Genomic DNA, 26,607 nt, shown 5'->3' on the forward strand with positions numbered 1-26,607 from the left:
CTTTTTACTTAATCTTTTGTTCACGAGTCCTTATGTCCTCCAAGTTCGACTTCCTTCGTAAAAACCTCTACAGCATGGCCGAGCTATGTCTGGAACAGGTGTTGCTGCTGGACGACGCATTGGAACAAGACGACGGAGAACTTGCAAGAAAGCTAATCGACCGGGACGACCTGATCGACAACCTCGAAAAACAAAACGACAACCTTTCCCAGAACGCGATCTTGGAAGCCGTTGCAAACCGCAATTCCATGGGAATGGATCAAGTGGACGGAGAAGTCGTTTTAAAACGGGACCCTCTCCGCTTTGCTCTTTCCGCAATTCGGATCACGAGAAACTTGGAAAGAATGGGAGATCAGATCGTAAACTGCGCCAAATGTTTTCGAAGAGGTCTGATCCCGAAACGTTTCTTCTGCGACGAGGAAATTCTCAACAAACTCTTATCCAGAGTCATTACGATCGTAGGAATGGCGGTGGAATCCTTGGTTGAGGAAAAAAACCGTTTTTACGGAAGCGTTCATTCCGTGGAAGAAGAGATCAACAATCTCTGTCAATCCGCGTTCTTAAAGTTCGTAATGGACCCTAGACTGGATAAGAATCAATTCGCGGACGTTTATCGATTGATTCTTTGTTTGGAACGAACCGGAGACTACGCAGTCAACATCGCGGAAGAGTTGGTTCGTCTCAACACAGGCATGGACATTCGACACGTTTCCGATCCGGTGCAAGCGATCGCAAAAACCGCAAGCTGATCGGTTTCCATTTAGGCGGAGACGCTTTCGGCAATCTAAGAATCTATCGTTCCTTTAAGAATATTCTGGAAATATAATTCACTTCATTTCAGAATATAACCTGCTAAGGCATTTTCAAGCGAATGAGTTATACTGTTTCAGTCACTCTTATCATAAAAAGAATTTGGTTCTATCATGAAAAAACACTTTCTTCATACCGAAAACGGTTCGTCCGTTTTCTGGCAAATCGAAGTCTCCGGTCTTTCTCTGGTTCTTTCCTCCGGTAAAACCGGCTTTGTGGGTAAACGTTCCATCCGCAATTTCAACACGCGAGACCAATGTCTGAAAGAATTTCAAAAACTCATCGATCAAAAAACGAAACTCGGATTCCAAGAGTCGGATCAAATTCCTTCCTTTAAAACTCTGACCGGAAAAGCGAATTATCTCGAAACCTGGAAGTCTATCGTAAACGCCTCCGAACCCAAAGAAGCGCTCCGTTCCCACTTTCAATTCTTAACGGAAACGGAAGAATGCAAAGAACTTCTGGATAAGATCGTTTCCAAGATCGATCAAATCTACATCGAAAACGATCAGTTCGTGTTTACTCTTCCTTGGCATCACGACGAGGAAACCGCCGTTCATATCCGATGGAACGCGCCGTATCTCGGAAATATTCATTCTTCCGTTCCGTATTCTTTGGCGAAGTTCGTTTCCAACTTCAACGGCGTAGGCTTTCATCATGACAACGACGACTTTGCAACCCTTTCCATACAAGGAGTCAGCGCTTACGGAGAAAACAGACCTGCCCGCATCGTCGGAGACGGGGGTTGGGAAGAAGAGATTTTAGAAGAAGGAGACGATTGGTGGATCAATCCCTTGGTCGTCGTGGAAAAAGATTACGGAGACGTTCAGAGTTTCGGGGCATTCGACGAAAGCCAAAATTGGTATGTCTTTCATCCCTTTATCAAAAATAAACTCGGAGAACCCGCGATCGCGAGCGTCTATCACGGATCCTGCGAGATGGAAGGGGAAATCGTCCGTTTCGGAATGGGCGGTTTTATTCTGCGGGAGATCGGTTCCTGGATCTTGAACATCCGAGGATACGATCTCGAAAAAGATCTTTCTCTTTCCGGCGGACCGGTTCTCACGAAGAAGTTTCAAGAGTTCATGGCGAAAAAAGCCGTGGCCCTTTCCGAAAATCACCCGATCATCGCCAAACGTTTGTTAGAGTATGATTGGCATTCCCTCTCGTCCTGGATTCATAATACGATTTCCGATTGGGTCAAGTCTCTCCAAAATTCCGTCAAAGAAAATATTCTCGTCATCGATACGTATTGGGACGACGCGGGAGAAATCATCTTTCTCGGTTTCGACTGGCATTCGGGGATCGACTACGACGAAGCGATGTCGGAAGGCGCGAACGAAATCGAATACATTTTAGACTTCACTTCCTTTTATAAGACCGTTTTAGGAACGACCTTTATCGAGGAATTGAACGGAGACGAAGTTATCGGAATCTTAGAGGACGACTACGCGATCACCCGTGACATCTTAGCGTATCTTTCGGTCGAAAATCTGATCTCGATCGTCAACGGAAAAGAGTTTCAAAAACTTCCCCGCGACGAAGAAGGGTTATACGTCGCTTATTCGCATTATCACGACGAGGAAGCGGAAGTCGCTTATCATTCTTCCGAAAAAGAGATTAAAAGCGAGTTTATCAAAAGTCTTTTTTCCGCGGACGAAAAAGGAAAACCGGTCGAGGAGATTTCGGAAAGCGAACAGGAGATTCTCGACGACATCACAGGCGACGTTTTAGAAGATTATCCTTGGGTTTGGAAAAGTTCGATCGAAAAAAGCATCAATCGGCTCGCGGCGAACTTTCAGGAAAACAAGGAACGGTATCAAAGGGAATTCAACAAGATTCTTGAATATAAGGATAAAGCCTCCAGCGACGAGGAGGAAATGACTTTGATGAACCTCGGGATGCAGATGAGTTCCGCCGCATTGAACCGTTTTTTACGCGAAAACAAACCGGACCTCGCGGGATGGGTGCTTCATTGCTACAACGAAATTTATCAGACTCTCGGAATCAGCCGTAATTCCACGTTGAAAGGAAACGAAACCGGAACTTCGTATAACACCGCCGAATACTTTTCCGGCGACATCATCGTCTTTATCGCGAAATACGGCGGAGGAAAATATCTTCCTTTGCTGGAGGATCTTTTGCCTTCGGACATTCAAGACGCGAGACTCGCATTCAATCTCGCGTGTTTGAATTCTCTGGAGAAGAAGAAGGACAATCTTCTGCGTTATACGAAATTGGCGCTCAGTTTAGGAAAACCCAAAAAGGATTTTCAAGACAGCGACTTCGACAACTTTCGAGACGACGCCGAATTCCATTCTTTGGTTGCGCTACACTGAAACAGGAAACCCGCCTAAAAAAATCGCTGCGTGGCGAGGGTTCAACGCGATCCAAGATGATCGGAGAAATTTCTTTCATTTTGGATCGGCTGCGACGAGATCGTTTAAAAATGAATTTCGTGCCGACTGCGATCGTCACTCCTTCGGATTGACCACGATCGGAAGATTGTCTTTTCCTTGCGGAACGAATATCAATTTAGAATTGGGACTTTCAAAAGATTTGTACTGAAGATATTTGGTCGTCAGTTTGTCGTTGATGATCGCCTGAGATTTCGCCTGTGCGTCGGCGCGGATCAACTGTGCCTCCGCATCGGCTCTCGCTTTTTTTTTGGCGATCTCGATATTTTTTTCCGCGATCTCAAGTTCGTATTTCTGTTGTTCGAGTTCCTGTTGTTTGGTCAGCTTCGCCTCGATCGCGTGCAGCATATTCGGTGAATATTCGATGTCGTCCAGAATCACGTCGAACACTTCGATATGTTTTCCTTTGGTCCGTTCCACAACCGCGGTTTTAATGTCGCGGGCCAACACCGCGCTGTTCTTAGAAATCTGAATCATCTGATGATGCGAAACCACGTTCCGAATGGAAGCGCGGAACTCTGGCTGCACAATACTTCTATAATATTCCGGTCCCACTTCCACGTGAAGCTGATAGATTTCATCGCGGATCGGACGGAGAATGATCACAGCCTGGACGTCTATCTTCAAGTCGTCGTTCGTCAAAACGTCGACCTTCTCCTTATGAGAATCCCATTGCGTGGAATAGGTATAAATATCGTTCCAGGGAAGAAGCCAGTAAAATCCGTTCAACACGGGATCTTTGCTGAGTCCAACGTCCGTGATTCCGAACGGCTTCCAGAATAATCCGATCTGTCCCGGATGAACGGTGGAACCGCAGTTTAAGGTGAAAACCAAAAGTAACGCGAGAAAAAATTGATTCTTGTTCATAAGTAAACTCTTATATCCCTTTTTTAGTTACTGCCTTCGAATTCGATCGTAAAACGTTTGATCAGCTTCATATCCACGAACTTGGCGCTCGCGTAAAAATCCCGTTTGTGTCCGGCAGGCAAACCTTGGATCGCAAACTGACAAGATTCCAAAAGATTGTCTTCCTTATCGTAAATGTTCATCGTAAAGAACGCTTCGGAATAATCCTTGCCGGAAAGGTTTTCGATTTGTCCGTTGATCTCAAGATAGGTGAACTGATCCTGTAATCCGACGTTATAATATTTGAATTTTCCGTCCAAGGTGAATTCTCCCTGCGGTTTGCTCCAGAGAAGAACCGGAACCAATACAAGAAGAACGAGACGGGAGAAAACATCGAAGACGATTCGTTGCGGATTGAGTAAGGAAGTTCTTTTGCCGGATAAGTCGGTGTGATCGGGTGGATGATTCATAAGATACTCGACTTAAAAGCGTATCATTCTATTCAAAAAACGGAAACCGTATTCCGAACCGTTTCCAAATTTTTCCGAATGTTCCGACAAGAATGAGGCTTTTTACTTGCAAAAAATATGATTCTCCGATAACGCTCGCGATCCGTAGAGACCGAGATTGAGTTTTTCCCGCCGCCAAAAATCCGGGAAAAACTCAGCACGTCGCTCGCGCAGCAGGGTTCGAAAAATTTTACGACGGAATCGTCGTACGTCCGACATAGTACTTCCCATAAGAAATTCGCGAGGATTCCCCTCAGTCCGATTCTCATCCGCTTTCCGGAACCTCGTCGAGATAACTTTTCAATTCTTCTTTGAGTCCGGGAGGAAGTTGAAGGCCGGAACTCTCGATCCGTTCGTTGTATTTGCTGAACGAAAATCGATGACGCGAAGTTCTCAGATAATCCGCGAGCGCTTCCGAACCCCAATCCAAAATGTCTTGGATGTATTCTTCGTTTTCTTCCAGCTTTTCGCAATACGGTATAAACAAAGGACGATTGACCGGTCTTCCGATCGTTCTGTAGAACATCAGGCGTTTGAGAAGATCGCTGTCCTTCAACGTGTCCTTCTGTTCCATCGCCTTCTCCACCATTCTTAGATTGATACAATCCAAGAATTCGACTTTGAGGTGATCGTCTTTCAGACGTTTGCAAAGAGAGGCTTTGATTTCTTCGGTTTCGTAGAGAAAATTCGGACAATATTCGGGACATTCCGTTTCTTTATGAAGATCGCAAAAATGAAGGAGAATACAATCGATATCGGAAGCGGTTTCCACGATTCCGAAATTGATCGATCCCAAGATTTCCACGCCCGTATGAAAGCCCTTGTCTTCGAGTTCTTTCAGCGCAATGCGAAAGGCCTGCATTCGTTTGAGGGCTTCTTTGGTATCGTAATTTCGATATTTGTTTTTTAAAGCGATGTATTTCTCTACAAGTTTCGTCATCCGGTGATGTTCCTGAGATACAGGTTCATACCCCTAAGTACGATCTCTGGAATTTCATGTCCACCCGGAAAAGCGATCATTTCCCCTTTCCATCCGGCTCCGATTAACAGTTGTTCGAGTTTTTTTGCGGCGGGATAACCGAGGACCGGATCCATTCTTCCGTGACTTTGAAAAAACTTATAGTCCTTCTTTTTTTCCGCAAGGCGCTTCCAATCCGTTTCACTGATCAACGTCCCCGAAAGAATCAGCAAACCTGCCGGAGAAATTTCGGAATGAAGCGCTATGTCCGTTGCGAGCATCGCGCCTTGACTGAAACCTCCAAGGATCACCTTGTCCATAGAGACTCCTAAACTGCGGATCATCTCGACGGCCTTCTCGCGAGCGCTTTCCAAACCTGCCGGATAACGATCCGAAAAATCGCGATACCCGCCGGTCATCATCGCTCGTTGTAAAGCTTCCATGTCGATCGGGAACCAAGCCCTTCCGTTATAACCGGGCATAACAGGAATCTCCAACACGCCGTTGGGGAAAAGCCAATTCGTTCCGTCGGGAAGATCCAAATAGGCGCTGAGAGGAGAAAGATCGTACGCGTTCGCTCCGTAACCGTGAAACAAAATCACAGTGAAAGCGTCCGGATTACCGGGCAAATGAACTGCTTCGATCGGGCCGACCATCTCCAAAGGGCGATTGTAAGAAGATTGCATGTCTAAATTCTCCAAAAACGAAATGAAAGAATGTTCATCTAACGAGTCTACCGTTGCAATTTGAAAAGGCAAAGGAAATTCGAGAGAAAGTTTTTACTTGGCAATTCTATTTCTCCCGCGGAAATGGAAAGCCAATTAGAAACTCGACGCGAGGGAAATCATGTCTAAACAATTCGAAGGGAAAGTAGCACTCGTTACCGGAGCGGCGTCTCCGCGCGGTCTCGGAAGAGCGATCGCAAATACAATCGCAAAAGAAGGAGGCGACATAGTAGTCGTCGACTTAAACAAAGAACATATCGAACAAGCGGCCGCCGATATCGCGAAAGAATTCGGCGTAAAAACGTTGGGAATTCCCTGCAACGTCACCAAACCGGACGACTGCGACGCGGTCATCGCCGGTGTAAAAGATAAATTCGGAAAACTCGACTTTCTCGTGAACAACGCCGGAGTATTGAAGGACAATCTTTTCATGAGAATGTCCGAGCAGGAATTCGACTTCGTTCTCGACGTAAACTTGAAGGGAGTTTTCTTGATGACCAAGTATGCGTCCAAACTTCTTCTCAAAGCCGAGTCCGGAAGAATCGTAAACATCTCCTCCGTTTCGGGACTTACGGGACAACCGGGACAAGCGAACTACTCCTCTTCCAAAGCGGGAGTGATCGCTCTTACGAAAGTTGCCGCGAGAGAATTTGCGGGAAGAAACGTTCTCGTAAACGCGGTTTGTCCGGGTTACGTTCAAACCGATATGACCGCCTCCCTTCCGGAAGAAGTTCAAAAGAAACTCACCGATCCGATGTTCATTCCTCTTCGTAGACCGGGAACACAACAAGAGATCGCAAACGCGGTGAAATTTTTCCTAAGCGATCAGTCCAATTACATTACCGGAACTTATTTGAGAGTCGACGGCGGCGCCGCGATCGGAATGTAAGATGGAAACACGCGGAGAGAAGAATCTCGAGCAATCCTGATTTTGTTCTCCGCGTTGTTTGAACGGCTCGCTGCGCATTTCGAACGCTTTTGTATCACGAAATCTAGTTCTTTCTTTTTCCAAACAATTCCGTTTATTCTTCTTAACGTAAAACGCTTTCCTAAGAATCCGGTTTTTACAAGCTGTTCCTAACTTGAAACGTTACGCATTCTTAATACTGCTATCTTTGATCGTATTCTCGTCCGCAAAATCCGTATTTTCCGAGGCGGTTTGTGTCGGCGTCGAATGCGCTTCCATCCCGGCGGAAATCGCGTTGGGAGCAAATCTCGTCGATCCGGCCTTGGACGCGGTTTATACGAAGGAATTCCTTCTTTCGATGGGAGAAGCGGCCGTCCTGCAGAACATCAACTCATCTTTGTTAGGCGGGAACAAACTCGATCAAGGGAGAATCGGAATCGGTTATTCGATCGCGAGAACCAACCTAAGTCCGCGGAATTATCTGTTTGAGAACTCGGAACTTCGGGAGCTCCCGAAGCAGGGAATCGCGGCTTCTCCTTCGATCAGTTTCGGAGTCAACCTGGGCTCGCTCTTTGACAAACCGAGTCCGTTTTTATCCAAATGGGATCTTCACTTTCATTATTTTCCGTATCAACTTTCCGAACAAAACGTTCCTTTTTTAAAACTCAGAAAAACGGATCTGCACGGCAAAGTGGCGAACTCCGGTCTGAATCTTCGTTTTTTCCCGTTTGCGGAAGCGAAGAATTCTTTCGGAGAGGAAACAAAGGGCGGACTTTCGTTCGGGTTCGGTTTGTATCAATCGTTGCAGACGGTAAGTCTTCATTCTTACGATCGTAAACCGACAAATATCAATCTCGGCGGTCAAAGAAGAAAGTGGATCGGAATCAACGATCTAACATACAATTCTAATATTTATTCGGCGACCTTGGACGTTCGTTACGCGGAGTCGATCGGCTTTTTCACTCTTTACGGCGGTTTGGGCGCGATGTACAACCGCGGAACGTTGAACATTCAAGTGGATCGAAACGTCGCTCTTTCTTCCGCAAACAATCGGGACGATTTTTTAACCAACCCTACTCTCGCTTTCCTAAGCTTGGAACGGAATCTTTCCATCGATCATACAAACTGGTACGGAACCTTCGGTATGGAATTTACCTTCGGAAGAGCGAACTTTCTAATCGAAGTTCTGAAAAATAAAAATTCGGAATCGGTCAGCGCGGGCGTATTCTATCGTTTTTGAATGTTCTCGGTTTTCGCAAATCTTCTTTTGGATTTTCTTTCGGTTCTTAAAGTCCCGAACCGGAAGATATGGTTCTCTGGGCAAAATCGGCGCGCTTCCGAATCGATTCCCCAACGCCGATCGGTTTAACTCCCTTTCACTACGGCTTTTTAATCCAAAAAGACTGATCGAATCCGGCTTCGATCGGCTTTTGTCAAGATTCGATAAGAAAAGAAGCCGGAAATGCGTTTTACTATTTCCGAAAGTTCGGAGAAAAACCCGAACGAAAGGAAAAAACAATGAACGAACAATCTCAATGGATTCAAACCGCGGTCGAGTTACTTCCACACATACCGAAAGTCTTTCTCATCGATTTTCTCCGCTACTTCGTGTTTGCGGGCGTCGCCTTCGTAGTTCTGTAGGTATGGAAACATCCCTTTCAAAACAGAAAGATTCAGGCTAAACAAGCGCAACCGTCTCAGTTTCGAAAAGAATTCCTCTATTCGATTTCCTCAGTTACGGTTTATACGGCGGTAACTCTTACCGTTTTATTTTTTCGAAAATTCGGTTATTTCCGATTTTATGACGACATCCAAGAACACGGATGGAGTTATTTGTTTTTCAGCGCTCTTCTCATTTTGGTGATCCAAGACTTTTACTTTTACTGGACTCACCGTTTGATGCACACTCGTCTGCTCTTCAAGGCATTTCATAAAGTTCATCACGAATCGGTTACGCCTTCTCCTTGGACCGCTTATTCGTTTAGTCCGGGAGAAGCGTTCATACACGCGCTGATTCTGCCGATCGTCGTTTCGCTGTTTCCCGTTCATACGTTGGCTTTATTGATTTCGATGACGTTTCAGATCGTCAGAAACGTATTGGGACACAGCGGTTACGAAATGTTTCCCCGCTGGTTTCTTTCCAATCGAATCCTGAAATATATCAACACGAACACGAATCACGATATGCATCACCAATTCTTTCGTTACAATTTCGGACTCTATACGACGATCTGGGACGAGATATTCGGAACGATTCATCCGGAATATGAGAAAACCTTTAACAAGATCACGGAAGAAAAAGATGCGGGTGTTTCGGAGGAAATCGAACTCGGAGCGAATTAAAAACGCCGATCCGATCGATCGAAAAACGTGTTTCGATAAAACGAACGTTAAGAACGAAATCGGATTCCGAGCGGATCTGCGCTTCTTCGGTTTCTTTCTTATCGTTTCAGTTGCGGAACCTGCTTTCTAAAATCGGAAGGTGTGGTTCCGGCAATTTCCTTAAACGCGCGATTGAAAGGCGCCAAAGAACCGTAACCGAGATCCATCGCGATCCGTAAAACGGGAATGTCGTTCTTTGTCTGGTCCGATAAGATCGCCTTCGCTTCCCGGATTCGATAATGATTTAAGAATTCGTTGAAATTTCTATAGTCGAGACCTTGGTTGATCAACCTGCGGATTTTCTTTTCGGAAACTCCGATTTTTTGAGCCAGCTTCAAAATCGTCAGATTCTCCATGAGATATATCTTTTCCTCTTCCAAAAGTGAATTCAATTTTTTGAATAAAACCTCGTCCAAAGGTTCTTCTTTTTTTCGATCCGGAATCAAAAACGTATTTTCCCGAAATTCGAAAAGTTTAAAGGAAAAGAAAAAAACAAGGATCATGATCAAGAACGAATTCACTAAATCCAGCTCCGCGGAATAGTCGGAGTATTTGAGAATCAATTCGATCAAAACGACGGAGATCGCGTACGCGCCGGTTACGAAAACGAAAAGAACCCGGAATTCCCTTCTGGATTCGATCAAATCAATATTCTTATCTTTTAATACGTTTCCCAACGCCAATAGAAGAAGCGTCAAAAATATCAACTGAGGCGCGCTAAAAAGAATTTTGGAAAAAATCGAAGTTTCATAATACGTTTTCGAAAAAACGAACACGTAAAAACAGAACGCATTGATCAAAAGAAACGATACTCCGTGCAGAAAACTCGGACGAAAGCGATCCACAAACAAACTCGAAACGAAAAGGTAAAAAAAGAAGGAAACCGAATAGCAGCCGACGTGAACGAGTAGAAATACGGCCGGATTCGCCTCCGAGTGACGTAGCATCGGACAGATAAAATACGCGATCAAACTGGATAAAAATAAACTTCCGAAAATCCCTTGGGTTGTCGCCTTCATTCTCACTAAAAAGTTAAGAATCAAAAAACTCAGTTGTGCGATCGTAATCGCCTTACAGAAAAGAATCAAATTCGTCATTTCAAACATTTCGCACCCGATAAATCCGATCCTACGTCCTGTCTTTTTTAGACCTCGCCGTGAATTCTTACCTTACGAAACCGGATTTGCCTGAAAAGACAAATCAAAAAAAGAAGTGCAATCAAAAGCGGGCCGTATTCCCATTCTTCAGAGGGTTTAAAATGTCCGGAACTATATTAGAAATTTTGAAAGGAAAGAAGTGCGATTCCTGCGGTTTTCAAATGACCGAACCTTTGGTCGCCTGTACGCAGTGCGGGAGTTCCAAGATTTCCGAAACCCGGTTCAGCGGACTCGGAAAAATCTACACCTATACCGTGGTTCACGTAGGTTTCGGTCATCTTGCAAAAAGAGCGCCGTACGTATTAGCGGTTGTGGAACTTGAGGAAGGAATCAAAACGATGGGAATCTTGGAGGGAGAAGTTTCCGGTGTTCCTGTAACCGAATCCGTAAAGATCGATCTTCCCGTACGCTTTCAAAAAGAAGAATCCGGAACGGGTTTCATCTTCCACCCGGCGTAATTGGATTTTTCGGAACTTGAGAAAAATCAAGTCCCGTGACATTTGCCTGACAAAAAAATCCTATCGTGAAATTTCCTCGTACGATAAGCTGGTTCGCAATAAATAGAGGTGATTTTCGATGAACTCCAAAAATATGATCATTTCCATCGTGATCGCTCTTACCTCTCTGGTTCTGTTTTTGAACTGTGGAGATAAGTCCGAAAAACCGGCCGAAACTTCCGCACCTGCCGCGACCGAAACCGCTTCCGCTCTCAGCCCCGAACTTCAAAAAGGACAGGAAATCTTTTTACAAAACTGCGCTTCCTGTCACGGTGAAAAAGGAGCTGGGGACGGAGCCGCTGCGGCAAGTCTCAATCCGAAACCTCGTAACTATAAGGCTCCGGCCGGACAGTGGAAAAACGGAAATACGGAAGCCGGAGTTCTAAAAACTCTGAACAACGGGATTGCCGGAAGTCCGATGGTCGCTTACAAGTTCTTAGGTGATGAGAATCTGAAACTACTTGCAAAATACGTAGTTCACCTTTCTCAAAACTAAGATTTTCTTCGGGTCGGGAAGCGTTCGTTTTCCGGCCCTTCTTCCCTTTTTCGACTGGAATTTTTTAAACCTTCAATCCATGTTATTCTTGTGAATCAATCCAAAACACTGCCGCCTTGCGGCGAAGACTGCGGAATCAGCAGAACCTCTCCCAACTCTCGCGAAGAAAAAACATATACCAAACTCGGAATCTTTTTAATCCTTTTTGGGATTTCCTCCAAACCCCGAGCAGTTAAATTTTATTGTAAAAAATGCGGGCGACAATTTGACCAATTGTCCGAAATCGAACTCGGAAATTATGCGTAATTCGATTGACTTTAATGGAATTTAGCGATTTTTAGTTGATAGATTTCTTATGTCCGACGACTTCAAAATTTTCGTAGATCTTTCCGTGTCAGTTCCCATCATCCATATCGAAGGAGAAATCACTTCGGAAGCGGATGAGGAAATCGTTGGAAAATACGAATCCATTCCCGCAGAAAAAAGAAATAGAGTGATTCTCAACTTTCAGGGAACTTCATACATCAATTCGGCGGGAATCGCGACTCTCATCAGTCTCATTACAAGAGCGTCGGAAACAAAAGGAAAAATCGAGTTCGCCGGTCTGAACGAACATTTCAGAAAGGTGATGGACATCGTCGGATTAACCGACTTCGTGTTAATCCACAATTCTCTGCAAGAAGCTCTTAAGTAACCCACTTTCGTTTTTTAAAATCCTCGATTACGATCTCCAAATCCGCGGGCGTGTCCACGGAAAGTCCCGCTTCTTTTGCCAGAAATACGCCGATCCCGTAACCCGCTTCGATCGCCCTCAGTTGTTCGAGAGATTCGGATTCTTCCAAATTGCTCTTCGGCAAAGAATTGTATTTCAACAGAAAATCCCGATCGTATCCGTAAATTCCTATATGACGATAGAGAGGAACGGTCGCTTTGAACTGACTCGGAATGAGAGATCTGGAAAAGTAGATGGCCTTTCCGTTCTGATCAAAAATGACTTTGACCCGATGGTGATCGGTTCCATGAAAAGGGTCCAACATCGGAACAGCCGCCGTACTCATCGTCCATTCCGGATGAGAAGCTTTGAGGCTTGCCACCCCGTCGATCAACTCGGGCTCGATTCCGGGCTCGTCTCCTTGGATATTTACGATCACGCTAAATTCGGGAAACTTTTCGGCAACTTCGATGATTCGATCGGTTCCGGAAGGATGATCCGCGCTCGTCATGACGCTTTTACCGCCGAATGCTAATACGACATCGTGGATTCTTTCGTCGTCCGTCGCGACGACCAACTCGGATAGAGTGGTCGACCGGGAGGCGTTCCGATACGTCCATTCTATCATCGTTTTATCTCCGATCTTAGCGAGAGGTTTACCCGGAAAACGGGAGCTCGCATAACGCGCCGGAATCACACCGAGAATTTTTCTCATCAGTTGACGATAAATTCCGTGAAGTAAACTTCCTGAATTTTTCCTTCGGTAAGAATGTGATTCACCTGAGCCTTGATCTCTTCCCGAAGATCCAATTGATCCTCGATGTTGATGAGTTCGTCCTTGGACTTTCTTCCCACGATCAGGTTGATCAAGTCGCGCATCTGCGCGTTTCTTTCCGCGAGTTCCGCGGATAAGGTCTGATCTTCCTTCGCGATTCCGAACGCGAGTTTCATCTTTACGAAGTGCGCCTCGCCTTTGTCCGAAGTGTTAATCCGAAATTCTTCCGTGAAGTTGTAGTTCGCGAGCGGCGGAGGAGGTTTTACCAAAGCGACGTTCTTCATCTGTTTGAAAGTGCTCGTCGCCGTTTGTTTCGCGACTACCATCGCTATGATCGCGACGATGATAATTCCGAAAATGGCTCCCGCCACATAAAGAAGCCATTTGATAATGGGAGACGTACCACCGCCCCCCTCGGCCGCGGGTAGCCCGCCTTCTTCCTCGTCTATTTCCGCATCACCCATGGGTCTGCCTCCTGAATCTTGACGTTAGTTGTTCTTCCGATCACTCTTTGCCAGGAACGCTGGACTCGGAGCCGGGTATTTTCGTTTTTGGAAGCCCGAAGTTGGTTTCGTAAGGACTTCTCTTGGTTGACTTATCGGTCATAATTACGATATCGATTCTACGATTGTACGCTTTCGCTTCGGGAGTTCCCGTATATTCCACGACCAAAGGCCGGAACGCTCCGAAACTCACGGCTTGAAACCAGGAAGGATCGAGCTTCTCCACATTGATGATATAATCGGTGGAGTTGATCGCTCTCGCTCCCGCGAGATCCCAGTTGTTGATATAAGCCCGTTCTTCTTTTCCCGGCGGAACTCCCGGGTTGACCGCGTCCGCGTCGCAATGTCCTTCCACGCGAACGAAACGATCCAATTCTTTGATAAGCGAACTCGCTTTTCGAAGCGCGATCTTGATCGAATCGGTTAAAACCGCCGAACCAGGATTGAAATAATCCGCACTTACGAGAGAGATGATCAATCCTCGTTCGTCCTCGGTGATCTTCACCTTGCCCGCCTCCACTTCCGGTTTGAAAATTTCGGTCGCTAACTTTTTGGATTTTGATAACGCCTTTCCGGTGGTTTGAGAAGGGAGACTTTCGATGTTCATTCCCATCTCTTCGAGACGTCCTTTCGAAAGAGTCTGACCTCCGTCGAAAAATCCGGTCGTGGTCTTGAATGCGGAAAGAATGATCTGCATTTCGATCGCGTTCGTTTTACCGGTGGTATAAAGCATGATGAAGAAGCAAAGAAGCAACGTCACCATATCCCCGTATGTGAGCATATACTCGGGGATATTCTGAATACATTCCGGACATTTTGCTTTTGCCATAGTGAAAGCCCGAGTTTACTCGCTGTCGTCCTTGAGAACGTCTCTTTCCGAAGGAGGAAGGAACGATGACAGTTTATCCTTTACGATTCTCGGGTTGTCCCCGGATTGAATCGAAAGAGTTCCTTCGATCATGATTTGTTTGATCGTAAGTTCGTCTTCGGATTTACGCATGAGTTTTTTCATCACGGGAATCGCGAACATGTTGGCGCCCATCGATCCGTACAACGTCGTAATCAAAGCCGCCGCCATCCCCGTTCCGATCGCCGAAGGGTCGCCGGAACCGAGGTTCTTCAACATCTGAACGAGACCGATCAAAGTCCCGATCATCCCGAAGGCCGGAGCCAAGGCGCCCCAGTTTTCCCACCAAGCCTTTCCGTTATTGTGACGGGAAGCGATGTTGCCCATTTCGGTTTCCATGATGTTACGAACGAGTTCGGGGTCCGTTCCGTCCACGACGAGAGTGATTCCTTTGCGTAAGAATTCGTCGGGAAGTTCGTTTACGTCGTCTTCGAGCGCGAGAAGACCTTCCCTTCTCGCTTTTTCGGAGAAGGAGACTAACGTTTTGATGAGTTCGATCAAATCGTGTTTTTCGGTTCTAAACACCTTTTGTGTTACCTTTCCGACCGCAAGAGTGGATTCCCAAGGTACGGCCATGATCGTTCCGGCTGTCGCACCGCCGAAGGTAATCAAAATCGAAGGAACGTCAAAAAGGTCTAACGGAGTTAAACCCGCGGAGATAATCCCGAAAATCATCAGGACACACGCCGCACCTAAACCGACTACTGTTCCAAAATCCATGATATTTTATTCCACCCTTTTGAACTGATCCGGAGAAGATCCCAAAGGAAAAACGAGAATCCGCTTCTTATATTCTAAAATTTTTTCGATAACTTCGGGCACGGATTCCTTGACCACATATTTTCTATCGTTGGAAAGAGTGATCGTAGTATCCGGATTCGCTTCTAAGCTTTCGATATGCGAAGCGTTTAATACGAACTCATCCCCTTTCAGTCTGTGGAGCAAAATCAAAACGTTTATCCTTTTTTCCTTGGAGTTCTGATTCTATTCTCGACCTGCTTGCGGATTTCGATAATGAATTTTTCCTCGGTAAAACGGCTTACGTTCTTTTGAAAATCGGCGGTTTTCCAGGAAATCCGATCCGCCCGATCGATTGCCGCCTGAAAAGAATCCACCGTTTGTTCTTTGAAAAAGATTCCCGTTTTTCCGTCGACGACGGTTTCCAGAGCGCCGCCCTTTCCGTAAGCGATGACCGGAGTCGAATACGCCTGCGCTTCCACGGGGGCAATACCGAAATCTTCCATTCCCGGAAAGAGGAAGGCCTTTGCCTTTTTGTAATATTCCAAAACCTCGTCGCGTTTGAGATGCGGAAGCACTTCGATATTCTTAGGAAGATCCGAAGTGAGTTTTTTAAATTCTTGTCCGCCTCCGATTAGAACGAGACGTTTGCCGTTTTTACGGAATGTTTCGATCGCAAGGTCGATTCTTTTGTAGGGAGCGAATGCGGATACGATGAGATAGAAGTCGTCTTTGTTTTCCGAAACGACCTTCCATTTTTCGGGAAGACAAGGAGGAAAGATGACCTTCGCATCTCTTCTATAAAACTTTTGGATTCTTCTTGCGACGAACTCGGAGTTGGACCAGAACGAATCCACTCTCGAAGCGGAGGCCACGTCCCAGGTTCGGAGATAATTGGAGATCGCTTCAAACGCGAAAAACTTCAGTCCTTTGCGGGCGGGAAAATAATCGTAATACAAATCCCAAACATAACGCATCGGAGAATGCACATAACTGAAATGGATCGAGTCCGGATCGGTGATCACTCCCTTAGCGACACAATGCGAAGAAGAAATCACGAGATCGTATCCCTTCAGATCGAGAGACTCGATCGCCGTGGGAAATAAGGGCAGATACCATCGATACTTGGAATCCTTAAACGGAAGGTTGTTGGTAAACGCGGTTGTGATCTTTCTTTGTTCGATGCGAGCGTTCAACTTTCCGGGCGTGTAGAATAACGTGAACAAGTCGGCTGTCGGATAAATTTTTAAGAGAGAATCGAGGACCAATTCTCCACCCCGCATTCCGTTCAACCAGTCATGAATGATGGCAACTTTCATATTGGATGTATCGGCAGGATCGGAGATTCTCCTCGGCGGGAAAGTGTGGGAACTCATACGATAAGAAGTTGATCGGCGGCCGCATCGGCTTCGCCGTCGCGCTACTCCAGGCTCGCGGAGTCCCGCTCGGTCCGAAAGGGCGGCCCGCAAAAAGTAGATTCTGACGGCATTCTCAAAAACGAAACGGGGTTTCTTTCGGACCAAGCCTTTCGTATCGCTTGCGGGTCGTGGTCCGTTGATTTTGCCGTGCAACGGGAGTGTGGGAACTCCTTCGTTTTCCCCGGGATTCCGTTCGTCGTCCGGCGACTCATGAAAGTGTGGGAACTCTTACAACTTCCCGAAGTAATAATCGTTTCCGACGCTGCCGATCAAAGTGGTCCGACGATACAAATTGATCGTAAACGGAGTCGGCGCGGAACGTTCCAACTTACGATAACCTTCCGTATAACGACGCGCGTCGTTGCCGAAAATTCTCGCGTCGGTGAGGAGTTCCAACACATTATCGTAGGTTTCGGGAGAATGGATCAACTGAGGAATCGTTCCTCGGTTCGATTTCAGCTTTTCCGAAATCTCATAAAAGTTATTGAAAGAAGTGCGGATGTCTTCCCGATTTTCTCGGATCACACCGGTGGAAGCCGCAAAGAAATCCTCAAAGTAATCGGCCGAAGGAAGAAAGTCGGGAGGTCGTTGTTCCTCCTCCAGATATGTCGGTTGAAAGAAAGTCGTGTCTTCCTTTTCCGACGAACCCGGATCGATGTCGATGGTTCTTCCCGAAAGAATCGTATTGGTTTGAAATGTAATCTTATAATTGTCCCAAAGAGTGATCGGTTCTTTGAGGCGAATCACGATTTCGATTGCCTTCGTCTGATCCTTGTTCAGGAATCTTTGATCTCCGACCTCGTCGATCGGAACCACATCGAGACTCAACACGATTCCCTGTTCCACTCCCAAGATCCGCACCGGCGCTCCGGGATGAATTCCTTCCAAACGGGGATAATAAATTTTCATCGTGTAGGGATATTGGTCCTTCGTTCCGGCCTTTTCAATCACGGACATATACATCGCCATCGAAAAAGCGAGAAAGAAGGTAACGCCCGTTAGGACCGCCGTGTGTTTGGTAAGATTCATAATCTGTGGACTTTATTAAGATCGGATTTCAAAACGTCGTTGTTCCGTCCTTTTAGGAAAAATGTAGGAACTCCTGCATTTCTCAAAATTCCGATTCGTACTTACGACCCGTTTCTTCCTCTGAGAATGGAACCCCATCGTAAAACCGGCAAATCTTTTCTAAAGCGAAACCTACTCCGTAAAACCAAGGATCAAAAAACGGGCTGTACTTCCGACCGCAGATCCCGATATTGGAACCAGGAAGAAATTTCCACGTAGAAATTACGATGAGACATAATCTGATTGACTTTCTAAGAGAATTCGTACAGAAAAGGAGAAATATTCTCCTTTTAGCTCTACTCATCGGTATTTTGAGCATTGGAATGATTCTCGGGTTCGGCTTTCAAGGAATTCCCCGGGAATTGAATAAGTTGATCATAACGGGGCACGAAAAGCTCAAAACGGAAGAAATCGTAAGAATGCTGGAAATTCAACCCGGAACCTCCTTTGATACGCTGGACTTGGATCTTCTGGAAAAAAGACTTTCCAGACTTCCCCGAGTGAACTCCGCCCGAATCACCAAAAAGTCGGAAGATCAACTTCTCATCGAACTTACGGAACGCAAGGCTTCCTATATCGTAAACTCGGACGGACATCTTTACGAAATCGATTCGGAGTTACGACTTCTTTCCAAAGACGACGTGCGCGAAAAAGATCTTTGTGTGCTTTCCGGAAACTTCCCGATCAAAAACGGCTTTATCCAAGACGCGAGTTTCCGCGATCTTTACAATTCCGTCGAACAAGCCTTCCGCATGTATCCGGCTTTAAAGCCGAGAATCTCCGAGGTTCTTCTGCAGGAAGACGGAGAAATTTTCTTTTTCGCGGACGAACCGATTCAATTAAGAATCCAAATCGGAACCCTTCTTCACAGGGACCAAGTACGAAAGCTCTACGCTATATTAGCATATTTTGAAAAAGACAAGATCCAATCCGAGCTTGTAGACATCAGAGGAGAAGACGCGGTCTATCACTGATATGTTGGAACCGAGAGATAGAATCATCGCCGCGTTGGACTTAGGAACCTCTTTGACGAAAGTGGTCGTTGCCCGTCCTATTTCCGAATACGAAGTCGAAATCATCGGAACCGGAGCGTATCCTTCCTCAGGCGTTAAAAACGGATCCATCATCAATATAGAATCCACTACACGCTCCATCATCGAAGCGGTGAGCGAAGCGGAACTCATGTCCGGTCAGGAAATTTCTTCCGTTGCGGTGAACATCACCGGCAAAACGGTAAAAGCGGACAATTCCAAAGGTGTGGTCGCTATCACGAACCGAGATCGAACCGTAACGGAACCGGACGTCGTTCGAGTGATCGAAGCCGCACAGGCGATCCGCGTTCCGGCCGATCAGCAGATCCTGCACGTCCTTTCCAAGGAATTCTCGGTGGACGATCAAACGAGCATCCGCGATCCGATCGGAATGACAGGAGTTCGACTCGAAGCCGAAGTTCACATAGTAACCGCGGGTATAACAGCAATTCATAATTTAGAAAAATGTGTTGAATCATCGGGGCTCGCCTGCGAGGTCATGATTCTTTCCAGCCTTGCCTCTTCCGAAGCCGTCTTAACTTCGGGAGAAAAGGATTTAGGAACCGCTGTTCTAGACATAGGCGCGGGAATCTGCGATCTGATCGTTTACGTGGACGGTGGAATTTCGTATTCTTCCGTGATTCCGTTCGGAGGAATCAACGTCACAAGCGACATTTCCATCGGACTCAAAACGACATTGGAAACCGCGGAACTTCTCAAAAAAAGATACGGTCATACCGTCCTTTCGGAAATCGATCCAACCGAAACGATCGAAATCCCTCCGATCAGCGGAAGACCCGCAAGACAAGTTCTTAGAGAAGAACTCGTTTCCATAATCGAACCGAGAATGCGGGAAATCTTCGAAATGGCGGATCGTGAGCTGGAAAAGTCCGGCAAAAAAGGACTTCTCGCGGGAGGAGTGATTCTTACCGGAGGAGGAAGCCTTCTGGAAGGAATCGACACTCTCGCCGAGGACGTGTTTCGTCTAACGGCATCCAGGGCAAGACCGGGCGGAATCAGCGGACTTGCGGAAAAAGCGTCTTCTCCCGAATTTTCGACGGTGATCGGAATGATCAAATACGCAGATAGAATGACGGACATGGATCAGAAATCCGTGGATCGTTCGGAAGGTTGGACGAAAAAAATCAGAAGATGGATTGAAGACAATCTTTGACCCGTTCTTTATAAGGAAAATTGAATATGATCCGTTTCGAAGAAGAATCAAAAACAAGCCCGGCAGTCATCAAGGTATTCGGAGTGGGCGGCGGCGGTATGAACGCTGTCACGAGAATGTCCAATTCCACTTTGAAAGGAGTGGAGTTCGCGATTCTCAATACGGACGAACAAGTGCTTCTTCGTTCTCCTGTGGAAAACAAAATCATCCTGGGAACCAAAGCGACACGAGGAATGGGCGCGGGCGGCGATCCCGAATTGGGTTATAAAGCCGCGGAAGAGGATAAGGAAAGAATCCAGTCCGCGGTTCGCGGAGCGGATATGGTTTTTGTCACCGCGGGAATGGGAGGCGGAACCGGAACCGGAGCCGCACCCGTGATCGCAAAGATCGCGAAAGAAATGAAATGTCTCGTCGTAGGCGTCGTCACTCTTCCCTTCTCGTTTGAAGGTAGAAGAAGAATGGAACTTGCCCGCAAAGGAATCGAACAACTTCGTTCACACGTGGACACTTTGATTCTTATCAATAACGATTCCATTTTCCGCGTCGTGGATAAAAATACGCCGATCGACCTTGCGTTTCAAGTCATCGACGATATTCTTTTGAACGCGGTACGGGGGATCAGCGACATCATCAACAATCCCGGACTCATCAACGTGGACTTTGCGGACGTCAAGGCGATCATGCGCGACACGGGCGACGCGGTGATGGGCGTGGGCGAAGGAAGCGGAGAGGGAAAGGTAAAGGAAGCGGTGGAATTCGCGATCAACAATTCGCTGTTAGACTCCACTTCGATTGCGGGAGCTTCTTCGCTTCTCATCAATGTTTCCGGCGGAAAGGATCTTACGATCTCGGATTGGAACGAGGTTTCCGGAATCATCACTTCTCAAGTCGATCCGAACGCAAACATCATCATCGGCCTTCACGAAGACGAAAATCTTTCGAACAAAATCCGCGTGACCGTGATCGCGACCGGATTCAACAAACGCTCTTCTTCCGGAAAACTGATTCAAAATCAGGATCTTGCCACGCGCGTTCAGGAGAATTACGGCTTTCAGAAAAAGGCCGTGGGTATGACGGATAACGCGGCTCCGGAAAAGAAGGATTATTTTCAAGACGATCTCGGAGAATCCAATCGGAATCCGGGTTCGTTGCGATACCGTTCTTCGAACACTTCTTCTCCAAAAGCGGAAGACTACGATATTCCGGCGTATTTAAGAAGAAACAGTTCCGGACCTTGATCGTTTTTTAAGTATTTACTTCTTTGAATTACGATTTTGACCGAATCGATTTCGAGCCAAACGAGCAGCTAAATGAGATTCAATTTTTCTTTATTAGTAACTTTGCATCCTATTTTGCGATCTCAAAAAGTATCGTAGTGATATCGACATACTTGGAAGCATGTCCGTGAATATCGATTCCAACGGGCTTTCCATTTTCATCCAGATCAACGTTTAAGTCGGAATTAATCTCTCTCGTTTCAACGGAAGGACGATTGGATAAATCGATATATATGGAATCGGTTTCTGGATAGTGAGTGATTTTCATTCTTTAAACCCTCTGTCGAAAAAGGTATTGTGAATCGTTTCGCCGTCCTCAAGTGTTATTACTCTCAGATATTTTTCGGCTTCCTCGATCCATTTCCAATGCCGGATTCTTCCGTCGTCTTGCACTTTTTTTTCAAGAGGATTTAAGATCGTTTCTTCAATCCATTCCAAACGAAGTTCCAAGCGTTTTCTTAGAACTTCGTTTTCGAAACAACGAGTGCATTTCATAATTCTATAACATTTTCTAAGAACTATTTCATTTCAAAATTTGAAAAAGACGAAGGAAATTTCGGTTATTGAACTTCTTCCTTTCCGAATTTCTTGCATTCTTTGAGATCGGAAAACTTTTCCTTTTCCAGCTCGCATTGAACCTGCTTCAAAGTTTTTTCGGACATACAACGCAAGACGATCGCACGAGACATGTCCGGCTGAAGAATTTGTTTTAACATAAGTTGCTGCATACCCGAAGGAATTTCATCCTCCGATGCCTGCGCGATCAGTTTTACGTTGTGCATTTGATTCTGCACACATTCTTCTTCTTTGGGAGTTTTTCTGCAATCGGCGAGAAACAGAAAAGATAGGACGGATATTGAAATAAGAAAAGCGGACTTACGCCCGCTTTTCCGGAAATTGAACCAATTCAAAAGGATCGGCTTATTTCGCGTTGCTTTCGTCAACAGCGTAAGTAGCTTCTACTCTTTTTCTAAGTTCTCTCAGGTAGCTTTTTTTAGCTCCGTTGATCTTCATAGCTTCTTCGTAGAGTTTGATTGCCTTTTCAAAATCACCGGTTGAGAAGTAGTAAGTTCCGAGGTTTGCTTTCGCTCCCCAAGACTGACCTTTCGCTTTTTTATCGGCTTTTTCCCACGCTTCTTTTGCTTTTTTGAAGCTTGGAGTCTCACCTTGGATTTCTTCGTAACCTTCAGTCAGAAGTTCTTTCACTTCTTCATCTTCGTCTTTTACGAAAATTTCGATCTTCTCGGTTTTAACTAAAGGAGAAAGTCTGCTCTTAATGTAAGCAGCCGCTTCGTCCAGACCTTGTCCGAAAGAATCGAGAACGGAAGGACATGCTAAGTTTCCAACGCTGTTGAAGATTTTCGCAGGGTTAGAAACGACCGCTTTCTTCACTTCGCCGGTATCAACTTTAATCAAAGTAGCATCGAGAGGAATCAGCATGTAACGAACGCCTGTCGGTTTAGAAACAGGATCGTTTCCTGTGTTCACTTCTCTACCGGTCGCCATAGAAGCTGCGAAACCTGCAACTTTCAAACCGGCCGCAACTGCGTCGATTTTGTTTTCGCTACCGCACTCGGTGTAAGGCTTTTGATAACCGATGTAAAGAATCGCTTCCGCTCCGATCAGGTTTCCGATCTTCGCTTTAGACTTAGTGATTCCAGTAAGGGAAAGAGTCGCTTCGTTCAAGATGTCGGCGCGTTTGCTAAGGTCCGTAAGCTTGTAATAGGATTCTTTGTCGAATGCCTCGAATACTTTAGAAGGCATTTGGTCGATGAAGCTGGATCCTTCTCCGAAGATCGCTTCCCAAAGACTTTTTTTAGGAGGCTCAACCGCCAAACCTACGTTACGAATCGTACCGAGGAATTTTTGAAGAGCGCGGCCTTCTTTATCTTTCGGGAATACCGGATATTCTACATCGACTGTATCTGCGCAATTTCCTAAGAACATAAGGAGAACTAGCACAGCAATTAGAGAAGATAATTTTCTCATGGTAAAGTAACACCAATCCTGTTTGATTTTGGGGATAAGGGCTCATTTAAAACTCGAAAAGAATCGTGTCAATATATTTTAGAATTGAAGGTTCAGATTTACATTTCGTTCATTCCCTGCCTCGTTTTTTTTTGATTGTATCGAGACTTCTCGCGAAAGAAATTGAAACGGAATGGATTTTGCTTCGCACAAACAAGCCGTTTGGATTCTAGTTTGGGTCGGATTCACAATGGGTTGTATCGCTTCCAAAAAAGAAGATAACAGTCGGAATCAACAACTTCTGAGCTGGCTTCTCGCTTCGGGTTCCAACCCGGTTTGCGTGGACTATTATTCTCAGGAAAATCTTTGTTTGAAATCCCCCGTTACGATCAGCGAGAAATGCTCGAGTAATGAATTGGATCGGTTCCAAAACGGAATTCAGCCTGCGAGTCTGCAGAAAAGAGAAATTTTAGAGGAACTTCTCCGCTGCTGGAGCAAGTGCAATTCCACGTTCTTTTTGAGTTATTCCTCGGGCTCTCCCTGTTCCTTTGAAACCGAGGCGGATTACGTCACCGCAAAACGTTCCGGTTCCTCAAATAGCGGGAATCTTTGGAGGCAGTGCCAGTCTAATTGTAACACGGGGATTGATTCTTCCTATCCGAAGTTAAAAGGAATTTCGACTACTACGACCTATTGGCCTTACCCATGAAAACCCTCGACGAAGTAACAAAAGCTCTGAAGAGCACCTATATGGAACATGAGGTGGAAGCGAAACTTCCTCTCATCCAAGAAATTCAAAGATTGAAAAAGGAGAAGAATGCGGTTCTTCTCGGTCACAATTATATGACTCCGGACGTCTTTCACGGCGTATCCGATATTACGGGCGATTCTCTTTATTTAAGCAAGGTCGCGGCCGATACCGACGCCGATATCATTCTTTTCAACGGAGTTCACTTCATGGCGGAAACCGCAAAGCTTATGTCTCCGCAAAAGAAGGTTCTCATCGCGGATCTCAAAGCGGGTTGTTCTCTCGCCGAAAGCATCACGAGACAAGACGTCATCGACCTAAAACAAAAATATCCCGGAGTTCCGGTCGTTACCTACGTCAACTGCACCGCAGACGTGAAAGCGGAAACGGATATTTGCTGCACTTCCGCGAATGCGTTGCAAGTCGTGGAATCTTTGGAAAGCGATACAGTGATTTTTTTACCCGATCGTTATCTTGCGGCGAACGTTCAAAATCTTACCAAGAAAAAAATCATCACTCATCCCGGAAGCTGTATGGTTCACGAGATGTATTCCGCGGAAGATATCGAACTTACGAGAAGACAATTTCCCGGCGTTACGGTGATTTCGCATCCCGAATGTAAAACGGAAGTCGTCGATCATTCGGATTATTCCGGTTCCACTTCGCAGATGAGCGAATTTATTAAGAAGTCCGGAGCGAAGAACATCTTCCTGATCACCGAATGTTCGATGGGAGACAATCTTCGTTCCGAGTTTCCGGACAGACATTTCGTTTCCACTTGTCAGGTTTGCCCTCACATGAAACGGATCACGCTCGAAAAAATCAGGGACGCGCTTTTATACGATCAGTACGAGATTCATCTCGACCCGGAAGTGATCGAAAAGGGAAGAATGTCCGTGCAAAGAATGTTGGATCTTTCTTTTAAAAAGTGATCAAGAAAAAATCGTTTATCGGTCGTTAATCGAAATTTGCGTTTGGACCGAATGTGTCGCCTTTCACTCGAACGAAAACCATCGATCTGGATTCGGAAGAATCCGAAAAACGGAAATCATCGGCGTTCATGTTCCTTTTCGTTACAATATTCTTTTTTTATAATATTTTAGCGTCTTTGTCGGCGACTCCGGACAATAGCGAAATCCTTTTCGCGAATTATCCGAACAACGAAAAGGCGATGGAATTGAGACGTTTCAGCAAAGATGTTCAAAGAATAGCGATTCGAATCGACTTAGATAAACTCGTCGGATTTTCATCCGAACAGAAAAAGAAAATCAAAGAATCGATCTTAGAAGCGTTCGAAAAAGAATCTTACTTTCGCTTTATCGAAGTCCGGAATACGGCGCGTTCAAAACAAAAACAACGAAACGCCGGAAGGGATTCAGACAAAAAGCGACGAATCGAAACCGAAAAAATTCTGATGAAAGTTACCTTGGATCGTAAAGAATCGAAAAGCGACGAAAGCGAACTCGCAGAAATCGGCGTTTTCATCGAATTGATCCGCAGGGATGCGGGCGGAAAACGATTCGTTTCGCAGCCGCCATCCTCCGCAAATCCGAAAGAACTTAAGAATTTCATAATAAACTGGAAAAAGGATTTTTTTCCCTCGGAGGATTCGCTTACGATCGGAGAATTTTTCTGTTATGACCCGGACAAATCCATAAACGCATTGCTGGTCCGAGCCTGTTCCGATCTTTTAGATCATACGCGAAATCCGGGAAGGGTAAAATTCTTTTTAGACAAAGCCAAAAAGAAAGTCGGCACCGATCGGAGTTCCGAATCGGTTCAAAATCTTCTCGGCTACCATTTCGTATCGATCGGAGATTTCAAAAGCGCGGAAGAATGTTTCTTGAAAGCGAAATCTTCGGACGAGGATGTAAATCAAAATAATTACGATTCTACGATCCAAAAGGTTCGAGAATTAAGAAATCAATATTTCTATTATGAAACACGTCCTTGAAAAACCCGAAACGAATCGAAACTCAAATCGTATATAATCGGGAATCAAAATGTGTGGATAAATTCAGCTTGTAAATGACAGAGAACTCGGAGTTCTTGAAACGAGAACGGACGGAAATCGCATGTATAGAATCGGAAACGGAATCGACTTTCATAAATTAGAGATCAATCCGGGACGTCCTCTCATGCTCGGCGGGATCGAGTGCGAATCCGAATTTGCGCTCGTGGGTCATTCGGACGCGGACATCATTCTTCATGCGCTTTCGGACGCGATCCTGGGGGCGCTTGCATTAGGCGACATCGGACAATACTTTCCCGATACGGATCAAAAACTCAAGAATATGGACAGCAAGATCATTCTTTTCAAATGTCTGGAATTGATGAAGGAAAGAAATTTCGCGCTCGTCAACGTGGATTGCACCGTGATCGGAGAACGGCCGAAAATCGCTCCTCTCAAGGAAAGAATTACGAAATCCTTAAGTAGCCTTCTGGATCTTTCCGCGGATTGTGTTTCCGTGAAAGCGACCACGACCGAAAAGATGGGTGCCTTGGGAAGACAGGAAGGAATCGGGACGTTCTGCACGATCCTTTTGGGAAAAAAAACCTAATATCCTTCGATCGCAATCCGTTT

The 26,607-nt window shown here is 45.7% G+C and carries 33 protein-coding genes; 17 read left to right on the plus strand and 16 right to left on the minus strand.

Features of this window, described 5'->3' with window-relative positions:
• The first annotated feature begins 32 nt into the window (after positions 1-32).
• The gene (locus LFX25_RS15215; protein WP_118955070.1) at positions 33-749 is read left to right on the plus strand and encodes a phosphate signaling complex PhoU family protein; all 717 of its coding nucleotides are present in this window, start codon (positions 33-35) and stop codon (positions 747-749) included.
• A gap of 174 nt (positions 750-923) precedes the next feature.
• Positions 924-3,149 carry a WGR domain-containing protein gene (locus LFX25_RS15220; RefSeq protein WP_238730968.1) on the plus strand — a complete coding sequence of 742 codons (2,226 nt, stop codon included), beginning with the start codon at positions 924-926 and terminating at the stop codon, positions 3,147-3,149.
• A 135-nt stretch (positions 3,150-3,284) separates the two neighbouring features.
• Here LFX25_RS15220 and LFX25_RS15225 read toward each other — a convergent pair whose 3' ends face one another.
• From LFX25_RS15225 to LFX25_RS15240, 4 genes are all read right to left on the minus strand, one after another.
• Positions 3,285-4,094 (minus strand): prohibitin family protein, encoded by an 810-nt coding sequence (locus tag LFX25_RS15225; RefSeq protein ID WP_238730969.1) that lies wholly within the window; start codon positions 4,092-4,094, stop codon positions 3,285-3,287.
• Positions 4,095-4,117: 23 nt separating this feature from the next.
• A complete protein-coding gene (locus LFX25_RS15230; protein ID WP_238730970.1) occupies positions 4,118-4,543 on the minus strand; it encodes an FxLYD domain-containing protein in 426 nt (141 codons plus the stop codon).
• A 304-nt stretch (positions 4,544-4,847) separates the two neighbouring features.
• Positions 4,848-5,522: a hypothetical protein gene (locus LFX25_RS15235; protein ID WP_238730971.1), complete on the minus strand. Its 675-nt coding sequence runs from the start codon at positions 5,520-5,522 to the stop codon at positions 4,848-4,850.
• Entirely contained in the window at positions 5,519-6,226 is a 708-nt protein-coding gene (locus LFX25_RS15240) for an alpha/beta hydrolase (RefSeq protein ID WP_238730972.1), read from the minus strand. Before LFX25_RS15240 ends, LFX25_RS15235 begins: the two co-directional genes overlap by 4 nt.
• 160 nt (positions 6,227-6,386) lie before the next feature.
• On the opposite strand from LFX25_RS15240, the gene LFX25_RS15245 reads away from it, so the two are divergent.
• The 4 genes from LFX25_RS15245 (at position 6,387) to LFX25_RS15255 (ending at position 9,515) form a co-directional block, all read left to right on the plus strand.
• Complete coding sequence (locus tag LFX25_RS15245; protein ID WP_238730973.1) at positions 6,387-7,154, plus strand: beta-ketoacyl-ACP reductase; 768 nt, start codon at positions 6,387-6,389, stop codon at positions 7,152-7,154.
• Between the two features lie 193 nt (positions 7,155-7,347).
• Entirely contained in the window at positions 7,348-8,412 is a 1,065-nt protein-coding gene (locus LFX25_RS15250) for an Lsa36 family surface (lipo)protein (RefSeq protein ID WP_238730974.1), read from the plus strand.
• Positions 8,413-8,690: 278 nt separating this feature from the next.
• Entirely contained in the window at positions 8,691-8,813 is a 123-nt protein-coding gene (locus tag LFX25_RS20820; RefSeq protein WP_255717830.1) for a hypothetical protein, read from the plus strand.
• Positions 8,814-9,005: 192 nt separating this feature from the next.
• The gene (locus LFX25_RS15255; RefSeq protein ID WP_238730975.1) at positions 9,006-9,515 is read left to right on the plus strand and encodes a sterol desaturase family protein; all 510 of its coding nucleotides are present in this window, start codon (positions 9,006-9,008) and stop codon (positions 9,513-9,515) included.
• Positions 9,516-9,613: 98 nt separating this feature from the next.
• On the opposite strand, the gene LFX25_RS15260 is transcribed toward LFX25_RS15255, so the two are convergent.
• Complete coding sequence (locus LFX25_RS15260) at positions 9,614-10,660, minus strand: AraC family transcriptional regulator (RefSeq protein WP_238730976.1); 1,047 nt, start codon at positions 10,658-10,660, stop codon at positions 9,614-9,616.
• A gap of 152 nt (positions 10,661-10,812) precedes the next feature.
• Between LFX25_RS15260 and LFX25_RS15265 the strand changes: the two genes are divergently transcribed.
• The 4 genes from LFX25_RS15265 to LFX25_RS15280 all read left to right on the plus strand — a co-directional run bounded on the left by LFX25_RS15265 (position 10,813) and on the right by LFX25_RS15280 (position 12,398).
• Positions 10,813-11,169 carry a Zn-ribbon domain-containing OB-fold protein gene (locus LFX25_RS15265; RefSeq protein ID WP_238731623.1) on the plus strand — a complete coding sequence of 119 codons (357 nt, stop codon included), beginning with the start codon at positions 10,813-10,815 and terminating at the stop codon, positions 11,167-11,169.
• A gap of 118 nt (positions 11,170-11,287) precedes the next feature.
• A complete protein-coding gene (locus LFX25_RS15270; RefSeq protein WP_238730977.1) occupies positions 11,288-11,704 on the plus strand; it encodes a c-type cytochrome in 417 nt (138 codons plus the stop codon).
• A 90-nt stretch (positions 11,705-11,794) separates the two neighbouring features.
• Positions 11,795-12,010, plus strand: a complete 216-nt coding sequence (locus LFX25_RS15275; RefSeq protein ID WP_238730978.1) for a hypothetical protein — start codon at positions 11,795-11,797, stop codon at positions 12,008-12,010.
• Positions 12,011-12,059: 49 nt separating this feature from the next.
• On the plus strand, positions 12,060-12,398 hold the full coding sequence (locus LFX25_RS15280) for an STAS domain-containing protein (RefSeq protein WP_118955053.1): 339 nt from the start codon (positions 12,060-12,062) through the stop codon (positions 12,396-12,398).
• Here LFX25_RS15280 and kdsB read toward each other — a convergent pair.
• The 7 genes from kdsB to LFX25_RS15315 all read right to left on the minus strand — a co-directional run bounded on the left by kdsB (position 12,391) and on the right by LFX25_RS15315 (position 17,786).
• Positions 12,391-13,131 carry a 3-deoxy-manno-octulosonate cytidylyltransferase gene (gene kdsB / locus LFX25_RS15285; protein WP_238730979.1) on the minus strand — a complete coding sequence of 247 codons (741 nt, stop codon included), beginning with the start codon at positions 13,129-13,131 and terminating at the stop codon, positions 12,391-12,393. The two genes, LFX25_RS15280 and kdsB, sit on opposite strands and share 8 nt — an antisense overlap.
• A complete protein-coding gene (locus LFX25_RS15290) occupies positions 13,131-13,655 on the minus strand; it encodes a flagellar basal body-associated FliL family protein (protein ID WP_010573664.1) in 525 nt (174 codons plus the stop codon). The genes kdsB and LFX25_RS15290 overlap by 1 nt, the downstream gene beginning before the upstream one ends.
• A gap of 40 nt (positions 13,656-13,695) precedes the next feature.
• Positions 13,696-14,523: a flagellar motor protein MotB gene (gene motB / locus LFX25_RS15295; RefSeq protein ID WP_118955051.1), complete on the minus strand. Its 828-nt coding sequence runs from the start codon at positions 14,521-14,523 to the stop codon at positions 13,696-13,698.
• 15 nt (positions 14,524-14,538) lie between these two features.
• The gene (locus LFX25_RS15300; RefSeq protein WP_017810132.1) at positions 14,539-15,321 is read right to left on the minus strand and encodes a motility protein A; all 783 of its coding nucleotides are present in this window, start codon (positions 15,319-15,321) and stop codon (positions 14,539-14,541) included.
• A 6-nt stretch (positions 15,322-15,327) separates the two neighbouring features.
• The gene (locus tag LFX25_RS15305) at positions 15,328-15,552 is read right to left on the minus strand and encodes a flagellar FlbD family protein (protein WP_118964293.1); all 225 of its coding nucleotides are present in this window, start codon (positions 15,550-15,552) and stop codon (positions 15,328-15,330) included.
• A 5-nt stretch (positions 15,553-15,557) separates the two neighbouring features.
• Positions 15,558-16,658, minus strand: a complete 1,101-nt coding sequence (locus LFX25_RS15310; protein WP_238730980.1) for a glycosyltransferase — start codon at positions 16,656-16,658, stop codon at positions 15,558-15,560.
• A gap of 327 nt (positions 16,659-16,985) precedes the next feature.
• Complete coding sequence (locus LFX25_RS15315) at positions 16,986-17,786, minus strand: MlaD family protein (protein ID WP_238730981.1); 801 nt, start codon at positions 17,784-17,786, stop codon at positions 16,986-16,988.
• A gap of 266 nt (positions 17,787-18,052) precedes the next feature.
• Between LFX25_RS15315 and LFX25_RS15320 the strand changes: the two genes are divergently transcribed.
• The 3 genes from LFX25_RS15320 to ftsZ are packed head-to-tail and all read left to right on the plus strand — an operon-like array spanning position 18,053 to position 21,268.
• Positions 18,053-18,799 carry a cell division protein FtsQ/DivIB gene (locus LFX25_RS15320; protein WP_118955043.1) on the plus strand — a complete coding sequence of 249 codons (747 nt, stop codon included), beginning with the start codon at positions 18,053-18,055 and terminating at the stop codon, positions 18,797-18,799.
• A gap of 1 nt (position 18,800) precedes the next feature.
• The gene (gene ftsA, locus LFX25_RS15325) at positions 18,801-20,030 is read left to right on the plus strand and encodes a cell division protein FtsA (protein ID WP_135573873.1); all 1,230 of its coding nucleotides are present in this window, start codon (positions 18,801-18,803) and stop codon (positions 20,028-20,030) included.
• Between the two features lie 26 nt (positions 20,031-20,056).
• On the plus strand, positions 20,057-21,268 hold the full coding sequence (gene ftsZ, locus LFX25_RS15330; protein WP_238730982.1) for a cell division protein FtsZ: 1,212 nt from the start codon (positions 20,057-20,059) through the stop codon (positions 21,266-21,268).
• A gap of 109 nt (positions 21,269-21,377) precedes the next feature.
• Here the strand turns inward: ftsZ and LFX25_RS15335 are convergent, their stop codons facing one another.
• The 4 genes from LFX25_RS15335 to LFX25_RS15350 form a co-directional block, all read right to left on the minus strand.
• The gene (locus LFX25_RS15335) at positions 21,378-21,575 is read right to left on the minus strand and encodes a DUF2283 domain-containing protein (protein WP_238730983.1); all 198 of its coding nucleotides are present in this window, start codon (positions 21,573-21,575) and stop codon (positions 21,378-21,380) included.
• On the minus strand, positions 21,572-21,802 hold the full coding sequence (locus tag LFX25_RS15340) for a hypothetical protein (protein WP_319937424.1): 231 nt from the start codon (positions 21,800-21,802) through the stop codon (positions 21,572-21,574). The genes LFX25_RS15335 and LFX25_RS15340 overlap by 4 nt, the downstream gene beginning before the upstream one ends.
• Positions 21,803-21,867: 65 nt before the next feature.
• A complete protein-coding gene (lep, locus tag LFX25_RS15345) occupies positions 21,868-22,251 on the minus strand; it encodes a LipL41-expression chaperone Lep (RefSeq protein WP_238730985.1) in 384 nt (127 codons plus the stop codon).
• Entirely contained in the window at positions 22,229-23,296 is a 1,068-nt protein-coding gene (locus LFX25_RS15350; protein WP_238730986.1) for a lipoprotein LipL41, read from the minus strand. Before LFX25_RS15350 ends, lep begins: the two co-directional genes overlap by 23 nt.
• Before the next feature lie 172 nt (positions 23,297-23,468).
• On the opposite strand from LFX25_RS15350, the gene LFX25_RS15355 reads away from it, so the two are divergent.
• The 4 genes from LFX25_RS15355 (at position 23,469) to ispF (ending at position 26,584) form a co-directional block, all read left to right on the plus strand.
• The gene (locus LFX25_RS15355; RefSeq protein WP_238730987.1) at positions 23,469-23,984 is read left to right on the plus strand and encodes a hypothetical protein; all 516 of its coding nucleotides are present in this window, start codon (positions 23,469-23,471) and stop codon (positions 23,982-23,984) included.
• Positions 23,981-24,955, plus strand: a complete 975-nt coding sequence (gene nadA / locus LFX25_RS15360) for a quinolinate synthase NadA (RefSeq protein WP_135573879.1) — start codon at positions 23,981-23,983, stop codon at positions 24,953-24,955. The genes LFX25_RS15355 and nadA overlap by 4 nt, the downstream gene beginning before the upstream one ends.
• A gap of 128 nt (positions 24,956-25,083) precedes the next feature.
• The gene (locus tag LFX25_RS15365) at positions 25,084-25,977 is read left to right on the plus strand and encodes a hypothetical protein (RefSeq protein ID WP_238730988.1); all 894 of its coding nucleotides are present in this window, start codon (positions 25,084-25,086) and stop codon (positions 25,975-25,977) included.
• Positions 25,978-26,098: 121 nt separating this feature from the next.
• Positions 26,099-26,584, plus strand: coding sequence for a 2-C-methyl-D-erythritol 2,4-cyclodiphosphate synthase (ispF, locus tag LFX25_RS15370; RefSeq protein WP_238730989.1), 486 nt, complete (start codon positions 26,099-26,101; stop codon positions 26,582-26,584).
• Positions 26,585-26,607 lie beyond the last annotated feature (23 nt).

It is taken from the genome of Leptospira sanjuanensis (genome assembly GCF_022267325.1).
Taxonomy (GTDB): Bacteria; Spirochaetota; Leptospiria; order Leptospirales; family Leptospiraceae; genus Leptospira; species Leptospira sanjuanensis.